Annotated in this window: 9 protein-coding genes and 1 pseudogene; 9 read left to right on the top strand and 1 reads right to left on the bottom strand. The window is 61.3% G+C overall.

The window, feature by feature from the left end; genetic code table 11:
- Positions 1–128: pseudogene (locus tag ABJK70_RS15770) on the top strand (mononuclear molybdenum enzyme YedY); the annotation flags it as partial.
- A 146-nt stretch (positions 129–274) separates the two neighbouring features.
- Here ABJK70_RS15770 and ABJK70_RS15765 read toward each other — a convergent pair.
- The gene (locus tag ABJK70_RS15765) at positions 275–442 is read right to left on the bottom strand and encodes a hypothetical protein (protein ID WP_347258435.1); all 168 of its coding nucleotides are present in this window, start codon (positions 440–442) and stop codon (positions 275–277) included.
- Positions 443–612: 170 nt separating this feature from the next.
- On the opposite strand from ABJK70_RS15765, the gene ABJK70_RS15760 reads away from it, so the two are divergent.
- The 8 genes from ABJK70_RS15760 to ABJK70_RS15725 all read left to right on the top strand — a co-directional run.
- A complete protein-coding gene (locus ABJK70_RS15760) occupies positions 613–1,338 on the top strand; it encodes a protein-methionine-sulfoxide reductase heme-binding subunit MsrQ (protein ID WP_347258434.1) in 726 nt (241 codons plus the stop codon).
- 236 nt (positions 1,339–1,574) lie between these two features.
- Positions 1,575–4,685, top strand: a complete 3,111-nt coding sequence (locus tag ABJK70_RS15755; protein WP_347258433.1) for a response regulator — start codon at positions 1,575–1,577, stop codon at positions 4,683–4,685.
- A gap of 8 nt (positions 4,686–4,693) precedes the next feature.
- The gene (locus tag ABJK70_RS15750) at positions 4,694–5,512 is read left to right on the top strand and encodes a protein-glutamate O-methyltransferase CheR (protein WP_205780659.1); all 819 of its coding nucleotides are present in this window, start codon (positions 4,694–4,696) and stop codon (positions 5,510–5,512) included.
- Between the two features lie 23 nt (positions 5,513–5,535).
- Complete coding sequence (locus tag ABJK70_RS15745; RefSeq protein ID WP_086134940.1) at positions 5,536–6,144, top strand: chemotaxis protein CheB; 609 nt, start codon at positions 5,536–5,538, stop codon at positions 6,142–6,144.
- Positions 6,134–7,288: a hybrid sensor histidine kinase/response regulator gene (locus ABJK70_RS15740; RefSeq protein WP_347258432.1), complete on the top strand. Its 1,155-nt coding sequence runs from the start codon at positions 6,134–6,136 to the stop codon at positions 7,286–7,288. Before ABJK70_RS15745 ends, ABJK70_RS15740 begins: the two co-directional genes overlap by 11 nt.
- Before the next feature lie 142 nt (positions 7,289–7,430).
- Positions 7,431–8,300, top strand: a complete 870-nt coding sequence (locus tag ABJK70_RS15735; protein WP_156880615.1) for an SDR family NAD(P)-dependent oxidoreductase — start codon at positions 7,431–7,433, stop codon at positions 8,298–8,300.
- Positions 8,301–8,428: 128 nt separating this feature from the next.
- A complete protein-coding gene (locus ABJK70_RS15730; protein ID WP_347258431.1) occupies positions 8,429–8,839 on the top strand; it encodes a hypothetical protein in 411 nt (136 codons plus the stop codon).
- 3 nt (positions 8,840–8,842) lie between these two features.
- The coding region (locus ABJK70_RS15725) for a hypothetical protein (RefSeq protein ID WP_347258430.1) at positions 8,843–9,049 on the top strand (207 nt) is incomplete at its 3' end.

Here is a 9,049-nt window from a genome sequence, read left to right as displayed (position 1 = left end):
CCCGCTGGAGCCAGGCCAAGGAACGCCGCATCGGCGAATTCTTCAAGCGTCCCACCTTGCCTTTCAACGGTTATGGCGATCAGGTGGCGCAGTTATATGCGGGGATGGATTTGCGTAAGTTTTTTTAGGGCAGCTTGATCGCTCTGGGCGACTTTCTCCCAAAGGGCATGGATATGACACAAGTCGTCACCCCGGCAGGGATTGCCGGGGTCCAGTGTCCAGGGATGAGGTGCGACTAAAGCGACCGTTTGCTGTTGGAAGAACTAGAGCGTTTTTATCTCGCTCGTACGGCAAAACAGGCTTGGCGGACGTCGTTGGCGCCTTCGGCTCGGGTGAATTGATTCAAGCATTCGTAGGTCGGCAATCCTTTGCCGACGAAGACGCTCGGCTGGGACGTGGTGTCGGGAAGGGGGGCTTCGGCGCTCCAATCGCAAACGGTCATCCCAGGAGCGCTGGGATGACCCTTCCAATCGCAAACGGCCTGCCCGGGAGCGCCGGCCACGCCCTTCCCGAAGACGCCGTTTGCGATTGGAATGACGGACAAGATAAAGGCGGTTTGGGATTGCGCTTCGTCTTATCCCCCGCCGACAAAGGCTTATCAAATTTATGGTCATGAATATTCGAAATCCCCATCCCAAGACGATAGCCGCCCTCAAGCGAGGACTCTTCCTGATCTTATCGATCCCCCTGTTCAAGCTGATCGCCGACGGCGTGCTCGATCAGTTGGGGGCGAATCCGATCGAGAAAATCACCCGGACCACGGGGTACTGGACCTTGACCCTGCTGCTGGTCACCTTGGCGGTGACGCCGCTCCGGCGGTTTTTCGGGTGGTCCTGGCCGGGGCGTTTCCGGCGGATGCTGGGGCTGTTCGCTTTTTTCTACGGATGCCTTCATTTCCTCACCTACCTGGTTCTGGACCAGTTCTTCGATTGGGCCGGCATCGTCAAGGACATCGCCAAGCGGCCGTACATCACCGTGGGATTCACCGCCTTCCTTCTGCTCGTTCCCCTCGCCGTCACCTCGACCGACGGGATGATCCGCCGTCTCGGCGGGAAGCGCTGGCGAGTGCTGCACCGATTGGTTTATCTGATCGCCATTCTCGGAGTCGTTCATTTCTGGTGGCTGGTCAAGAAAGATATCTCGAGGCCCGCGATCGATGCCGCGATCTTGGCCTTGTTGCTCGGTTTTCGGATGATGGACGCGGTCCGGAAACAAGTTTCCGGGGCTCGATCGGAGGAGAAGCGGAAGTCATCGAATATCGACGGACCGAGTTCGAGTCGGCATCCGCCGGGCCTATCGGTCTTGGACGGAAATACCCATTCCGAGACCACGCCGTAGACCTGCGTCTCGTCCGTTCGGGTAGCCGAATCCCTTCGTTTTCGGCTTCTTCATCCGCATGTCGGATTTTTCTTCGCTTGACAGCGTCTTAGCTGAAACGCACCCTTTCGGTGAAAGGTGTCACACCGATCAAATTTCCCATTCTTCTCCGGAAACACTACCGTGTCGCTCGAAATTTCCATGTTCGCCATCGGCAAGATTCAGCGCGTCGTTTCTCGAAAGCCGAGAGCCGCGCGATGATACGGTTCGAGAAGCAGCGCACCCCGGTGGCCGATGCCGCCATCGTGCTCGGCGTCGCATTCGGCTTCGTGACCGATATCATGACCCCGCTCGGCATCGCTGCATGGGCCGTCTACTTCCTCCCGCTCGCTTTCAGCCTCTATGTTTGGCGTCCGCGGATGCCGATCGTCATAGCCGTCGTCGCAACGGTCTTGATCGTCGCCGGCCGATTTCTCTCTCCGCCTTCCATAGATCCCTTGCCGACCATACCGTGGTTGAACAGAACCCTCGGCACGCTGGCGATCTGGGTGGTGGCGGTGATCGCCCGACAGAGTATCTTTATAAAACTCAGGCTCAGGGAGGATGATTGGATTCGTTCCGGTCAGCGGGACTTGGGCATCCGCATGCAGGGAGAGCAGACACTGCCGGTCCTCTGCGACAATATTCTGCGCTTTCTCTGCGAGTACCTCGATGTGCCGGTCGGCGTTCTCTACGCGGCCGAGCGGGACGGCGGCGAGTTTCGTCGCATGGCGACGTACGCCGTCGGAGCGGATTCGGCCTGTCCCGAACGCATCGCGCCGGGTGAAGGGCTGGCCGGCCAGGCGGTCAAGGACCAGCGGGTCTTGCGCTTCGATAAACTGCCCGACGGGTATCTCCGGGTTTCGTCGGCGCTCGGGGGAGCCGGTCCCAGGCACCTCGTGGTGATGCCGGCGATCATCGACGGCAAGGTCAAGGCGGTGGTCGAGCTCGGTTTCATCCAGCCGGTGGGCATCTCGGACATGGATATCCTCGGCACGATGGCCGAGTCGGTGGCCAGCGCGATTCGCTCAACCCTGTACCGCACCCGGCTCGAGGACCTCCTCCGGAAAACGCAGCGGCAGGCCGACGAACTGCAGAGGCAAAAGGAGGAGCTGAAGGTGGCCAACGAGGAGCTCGAGAGCCAGAGCAAGGCGCTGTCCGAGTCGGAGGCGCGCCTGGAAGCGCAGAACGAGGAGTTGACCGAGATCAACGTCCGGCTCGAGGAACAGCGCGACGAGCTGTCGCGAGCTCAGGCGGAACTGATGAAGCGCTCGGAGGATCTCGCCCGAGCCAACCAATACAAGTCGGAATTCCTGGCGAACATGAGCCATGAGCTGCGCACCCCGCTCAACAGCGCGCTCATTCTGGCCAAGCTCCTCGCCGACAACAGGGACGGCAATCTGACCCCGGAGCAGGTCAAGTACGCATCGATCATCTACACGTCGGGCAACGACCTGCTCGACCTGATCAACGATATTCTCGATCTCTCCAGGATCGAGGCGGGCCGCATGGAGATACGGCCTGAGCCGGTTCAACTCGAGACCTTGGTAGAGACGCTCCAGCGAAGCTTTCAACCGGTGGCTTCGCAGAAGAAGCTCGCATTCGAAGCTCGCATAGAGCCCGGGACGGCAAGGGTGATCACTAGCGATCCGCTCCGTCTCCAGCAGATTCTGAGAAACCTGCTCTCGAACGCCTGCAAGTTCACCGAGGCGGGCGAGGTCGGCCTGCGCGTGGAGCAAGTCGGACCGGACCGGATCAGCTTTGCCGTCCGCGACACCGGTATCGGCATTCCGCCCGAGCACCAGGACGCCATATTCGAGGCATTCCGCCAAGCCGACGGGAGTACCCAGCGACGGCACGGGGGCACCGGGTTGGGTTTGACGATTTCAAGGGAACTCGCACACCGATTGGGCGGCGAAATCTCGGTGGAGAGCGTTCCCGGTAAAGGAAGCACCTTTACGCTCGTTCTGCCTACCGAGTTCGCACAGCAAACCGGCGAGGAGCGGCCTCCCGAAGCGGAGGTGATTTTCCTGAATAAGGCCCGTCCGGCGGCCGAGCGTTCCGCCCCGAGCGTGGAAAGAGTCTCCGCGGACCCGACCGGAGAGCCGGCGCAGGACGACCGCGAGCGTCTCGCGCCGGGCGATCGGAGCATTCTGATCATCGAGGACGACCGGGCGTTTGCCGGCATCTTGCGCGATCTCGCGCACGAAATGCGTTTCCAGTGCCTGATCGCGGCGAGTGCCGGGGAGGGCCTCGCGCTCGCGGAGCAATTCCTGCCCAGCGCGATCATTCTCGATATCCACCTTCCGGACCATTCGGGGCTCAGCGTGCTCGAGAGCCTCAAGGGCCATGCCGCGACCCGCCATATCCCGGTGCACGTCATCTCGATTTCCGACTATACCCAGCGAGCCCTCGAAATGGGCGCGGTCGGGTACGCGCTCAAGCCGGTCATGCGCGAGCAGCTGGTGAGCGCTTTCCGCAAGCTGGAGCGGAAGCTGGAACAGAACGTCCGCCGCGTTTTGGTGGTCGAGGACGTCGTGGTTCAGCGCGAGAGCATAGAGAGGCTCCTCCGCACCGAGGGGGTCGAGGTCGTTTCGGTCGGGACCGGCAGCGAGGCGCTGAGCCAGCTGAAGGACTCGACCTTCGACTGCGTGGTGCTCGACCTCAGCCTGCCGGACATCTCGGGTTACGAACTGCTCGACAAAATGGCTTCCGGCGAGGCCTTCTCGTTCCCGCCCGTCATCGTTTACACCGGACGGACGCTGACGCGGGAGGAGGAGAGCCGGCTGCGCCGCTATGCCAGCACCATCATCGTCAAGGGCGCGCGATCGCCCGAGCGCTTGCTGGACGAGGTGACGCTCTTTCTCCACCAGGTGGAGGCCCAGCTTCCCCGAGAGCATCAGGAGATTCTGCGCGAGCTGCGCAACCGCGAGGAAGCGCTCGAAGGCCGCAACATCCTGGTGGTCGAGGACGACGTGCGCAATATCTTCGCGATTTCCAGCGTGCTCGAGCCGAAAGGCGCCAAGGTGCGCATCGCCCGCAACGGCAGGGAAGCGCTCGAGGTCCTCGAGCGTTCCGCGCAGGAGCCCGATGCCGCGGTCGATCTGGTTCTCATGGACATCATGATGCCCGAGATGGACGGCCTCACCGCAACGCGGGAGATCCGCAAGCGCCCGGAATGGAAGAATCTCCCGATCATCGCGCTCACCGCAAAGGCGATGCCCGACGACCGCGCGATATGCCTTCAAGCGGGCGCCAACGATTACATCGCGAAGCCAATCGATATCGATAAGCTGATTTCGCTCATCAAGGTCTGGATCCCCAAGTAGAGGATGCTTTGCACGACGACACTTTCGACACGGAGCTCAAGTTAATCCTCGAGGCGATTTACCTCAGGTTTCACTATGACTTTCGCCATTATTCGCCGGCATCGCTGAAGCGCCGGCTTTCCCAGGCGATGCAGCGGTTCGGCTGTCGATCGCTGTCGGGGCTCCAGGAGCGAATCCTGCATGAGCCCGGCGTCTTTCCGGAGCTTTTGTCGTTTCTCACCATCATAGTGAGCGAGATGTTTCGCGATCCCGCGTTTTATCTGGCGCTGCGCGAAAAAGTGGTCCCTTTTCTGCAAACTTATCCGTCCCTGAAGATTTGGGTCGCGGGTTGCAGCACCGGCGAAGAGGTTTATTCCCTCGCCATCTTGCTGAAAGAGGAGGAACTGCTCGACCGAAGCCTGATTTATGCGACGGACATCAATCCGGAAGCGCTGCGGAAGGCCAAGGCGGGCATCTACGATCTGGATCGGATTGCGGGGTTCAGCGAAGCCTACCAGGCTGCGGGCGGACGTACGTCGCTCTCCGATTATTACACCGCGGCCTACGGTTCGGCCGTGTTCGACAAAGCTCTGCGCAAGAACATCTTGTTTTCCGACCACAGCCTCGCGACCGACAATGTTTTCGCCGAGGTTCAGCTCGTCACCTGCCGCAACGTCCTCATCTACTTCGACCGCGCGTTGCAGGACCGGGCGATAGGGCTGTTTCGGGATTCGTTGTCCCGGAAGGGATTTTTGGCCCTGGGGGCCAAGGAGACGCTGCGGTTCTCGGATCACGCTGCGGAATTCAGCGAGTTCGCGGGCGCCGAAAGAATCTATCAGAAGGAATGAAACACAATATGGAATCATGGACGATGCCGGCCACAGCGGAGGCGATCGTGGTGGGCGGTTCCGCCGGGGCGCTGGAAGCGCTCTCGACTCTGCTCGCCGATTTGCCCGACGACTTCACCGTACCCATCGTTATCGTTCTGCATTTGCCGCGGCACAAGCCCAGCGTGCTGCCCGAAGTTGTCGCGGCCAAGGCCGGCCGCCCGGTACGGGAACCACTGGACAAGGAACCGGTCTCAGGTTCGATGATCTATGTTGCTCCGGCCGACTACCACCTGCTGATCGATCGGGAGGTGGTTTTTGCCTTCTCGGTAGACGAGCCGGTAAATTTCAGTTTACCCTCCATCGATGTTCTGTTCGAATCCGCGGCCGATGTCTTCGGCGCGCGGCTGATCGGAGTCCTGCTCTCCGGCGCCAATGCCGACGGTGCGAGCGGTCTCAAGGCCATCGAGGACGCAGGCGGGCTCGCCATCGTCCAGGCTCCGGAAGACGCCTCGATTCCGGTCATGCCGAACGCCGCCATTGCCCTGTGCAAGCATGCCCGCGTGCTGCCGGCCGCGGGCATTCGCGCATATCTGCTCCGGTCGGCGGGGTGCGGTGAAGCAACCGAGCGTAAGGAAAATCATGACCGCTAAACCGAAAATCCTGTTGGTCGATGATCGCGAGGAGAATCTCGTGGCGCTGGCGGGCCTTTTAAGCGGGCATGAGGCCGATCTGCTATGCGCGCGTTCCGGCGAGGAGGCATTGGATCTTCTGCTCGTGCACGAGGTGGCGCTGGCGCTCGTCGACGTGCAGATGCCGGGAATGGACGGGTTCGAGCTGGCCGAATTGATGCGAGGAACCGAGCGCACCCGCGAGGTCCCCATCATTTTCGTCACCGCCGGCATTCACGACCATGCCCGCGTATTCAAGGGTTACGACTCGGGGGCCGTGGATTTCCTGTTCAAGCCGCTGGACCCGCACATCCTGTCGAGCAAAGTCGCCGTCTTCATGCAGCTCTACCGGCAGAAGCAGGAACTGGCGAAACGCGTGCGCGAGCTGGAAGTTGCGCTCGCCGAACGGCAGCGGATCGAGAATGCGCTGAAGGCAGCCGACAGGCGCAAGAACGAATTCCTGGCCATGCTCGGCCATGAACTTCGGAATCCGCTGGCGCCGATCAAGAATGCCGCGCAAATCATGAAAAAAATGAACGTAACGGATCCGAAGCTTCAAACGGTTCAGCAGGTTATCGACCGTCAGACCGGGCATTTGGCTCGCCTGGTAGAGGATCTCCTCGATATCTCTCGGATCGAGCAGGGCAAGATCACCATCCGGAAGGAACCGATCGAGCTCGCAGCGGTAGTCGAGCAGGCTTTGGAAAGCAGCCGGCCCTTGATTCAGTCGCGTCAGCACGAATTGATCGTTTCGGTCCCGAATGTTCCCATTCGGCTCATGGGGGACGGAGCGCGTCTGGCGCAACTGATCTCCAATCTGCTTAACAACGCCGCCAAATACACGCCCACGGGAGGGACCATTTGGCTGACTGTGACTCGGGAGCGCGAAGAAGCTCTAATCCGAGTAAAGGATAACGGGGAAGGCATGGCGGAATCGCTGTTATCCCATGTTTTCGATATCTTCACTCAGTCCGAGAGAACCCTCGATCGCGCTCAGGGCGGGCTGGGGCTAGGTCTGGCCATCGTCAAGAACCTGGTGGAGTTGCACCAGGGGCGAATCGAGGCCTACAGCGAAGGACCGGGGAAGGGGAGCGAGTTCTCGGTGTGGCTGCCGGTGCTGGCTTGAGACTCTGTGGAACGGTTCACGACGACGACCGTCCAGGCCATCGCGGCGAAGGTTTCGACGAAATCCGGGGGAAGCCCGAAGATCAATTCTGTCTAATCTCGAAACCTTTTTATCGTTTCGGGTTAGCCAGGAGGAACGCGTCATGGCCGATACACCAATCAATCCCGCCTCGGAAAATCAATCCGTCGCCTTGATAACCGGCACGTCCTCGGGCATCGGGCGGGCGGCCGCCCTGGCTCTTAAGGCAGCCGGATTCATGACCGTCGCGACCGCGCGCCGGGTCGCCGATATCGAGGAGTTGAAAGCGAAGGGCTGCGACACGGTTCAGCTCGACGTGACCGACGAAGCTTCGATGCAAAATGCCGTAAAAACCGTCGAGAGCGCTCACGGACGCCTCGATGTACTGGTGAACAATGCGGGATACGGACAGTACGGGCCTGTCGAAGAGGTGCCCATGGATGCCGTGCGGCGGCAATTCGAGGTCAATGTTTTCGGCCTCGTCCGTATGTGCCAGCTGGTACTGCCGGGGATGCGCCGCGCGGGCAGGGGCCGCATCATCAATGTCAGCTCCGTCGCCGGCGAAATCACCCAGCCGGGTGCCGGTTTCTACCATGCGACAAAACACGCGGTGGAGGCGATCAACGAAACCCTACGCATGGAGGCGAGCACCTTCGGCATCGATGTGGTGGACGTCCAGCCAGGACCGGTCGCGACCCGGTTCGCCGAAGCGGCGATCAGCACCATTCCCGACACGGGAGCGGACAGTCCCTACCGAGTGTTCAAACAGAACCTTGCCGAGACCACGCGGGAAATGCTCAGGTTCGGCAGGACGGGGGTGCTGACGGCCCGGGAGGTTGCCGAGGTCATCGTCGAGGCGGCGACAAGCCCGAAGCCGGACACCCGCTATCACGTCGGCGCGCCTTCCAAGCTGATGTCCCTGCTGCACGGCTTGATGCCGGACCGGATCTGGGATGCGGCGGTTTCGCGGATGGTGCCGATGGAACCGAAGTAGCGCGATGCCCGCTCGTGTTTTAGCTCCTCACCCCTTTGAGGGCGGAGTTCGGTAGCGCCGGTCAGTCGCATTCCGGCACCGGCTGGCCGTCGACCACCGTGATCCGTAGACTATAACCCATCAGAGAGATGATCGGCGCATTGCCGCGCCTGTCGGTGAGCTATATCAACCGTTCGAAGGAGAATCGAAAAAGGCGATGTGCAAAAACTCATCCGCGCGCCGGGCCCCGGCTATGTCCACTTCTCCAGCCAGCTACCGCCGGCGGCCAGCACGTTCACAAATGGGTCAAGCCCAATTCCGCGACCCGCAACGAGGTCCTAGACTGCACCGTCGGCGGGCTGTGCGGGCTGGAAATGCTCGCCGAGCGGTACCGCGACATCGACCTGTTCTGGACCGAAATGGCGCGCCGGCTCAGTCGTGTTGACCTGTTCGAGGAGGGGAGCCCGGAGGAAACGCCACCTCCAGCGGCCGTCATCCCGCCGCTGGCGACCATACCGGTTCCGCTGCCGCCGGCCGGAAACCGCTACATCCCGGAGTAGCCCATGCTCTCGCCCAATGAACTCCGCACCGAGATCATCGCCGCCGTCGCCTTCTCCGTCGACGTGCGCAAGGCCGTCGAGATCGCCGCGACCGTCGAATCGAGGCTGACCCACAAGCCGGCCGAGGCACCGCTCACGCGGGAGGAAGGAAACGCCCGCATCCTGACCGAATGGAACGGGCGGAATGTGAAAGAGCTGATGGCCCGGTAC

Origin of the sequence: Methylocaldum sp., assembly GCF_039794385.1 — a bacterium.
Classification (GTDB): Bacteria; Pseudomonadota; Gammaproteobacteria; order Methylococcales; family Methylococcaceae; genus Methylocaldum.
This window is presented reverse-complemented; position numbering and strand designations above follow the sequence as displayed.

Coding starts and splice junctions, on each gene's coding strand:
- ABJK70_RS15740 (WP_347258432.1), top strand. CDS start 6,134: ATGACCGCTAAACCGAAAATCCTGTTGGTCGATGATCGCGAGGAGAAT.
- ABJK70_RS15755 (WP_347258433.1), top strand. CDS start 1,575: ATGATACGGTTCGAGAAGCAGCGCACCCCGGTGGCCGATGCCGCCATC.
- ABJK70_RS15765 (WP_347258435.1), bottom strand. CDS start 442: ATGACCGTTTGCGATTGGAGCGCCGAAGCCCCCCTTCCCGACACCACG.
- ABJK70_RS15735 (WP_156880615.1), top strand. CDS start 7,431: ATGGCCGATACACCAATCAATCCCGCCTCGGAAAATCAATCCGTCGCC.
- ABJK70_RS15760 (WP_347258434.1), top strand. CDS start 613: ATGAATATTCGAAATCCCCATCCCAAGACGATAGCCGCCCTCAAGCGA.
- ABJK70_RS15745 (WP_086134940.1), top strand. CDS start 5,536: ATGCCGGCCACAGCGGAGGCGATCGTGGTGGGCGGTTCCGCCGGGGCG.
- ABJK70_RS15730 (WP_347258431.1), top strand. CDS start 8,429: ATGATCGGCGCATTGCCGCGCCTGTCGGTGAGCTATATCAACCGTTCG.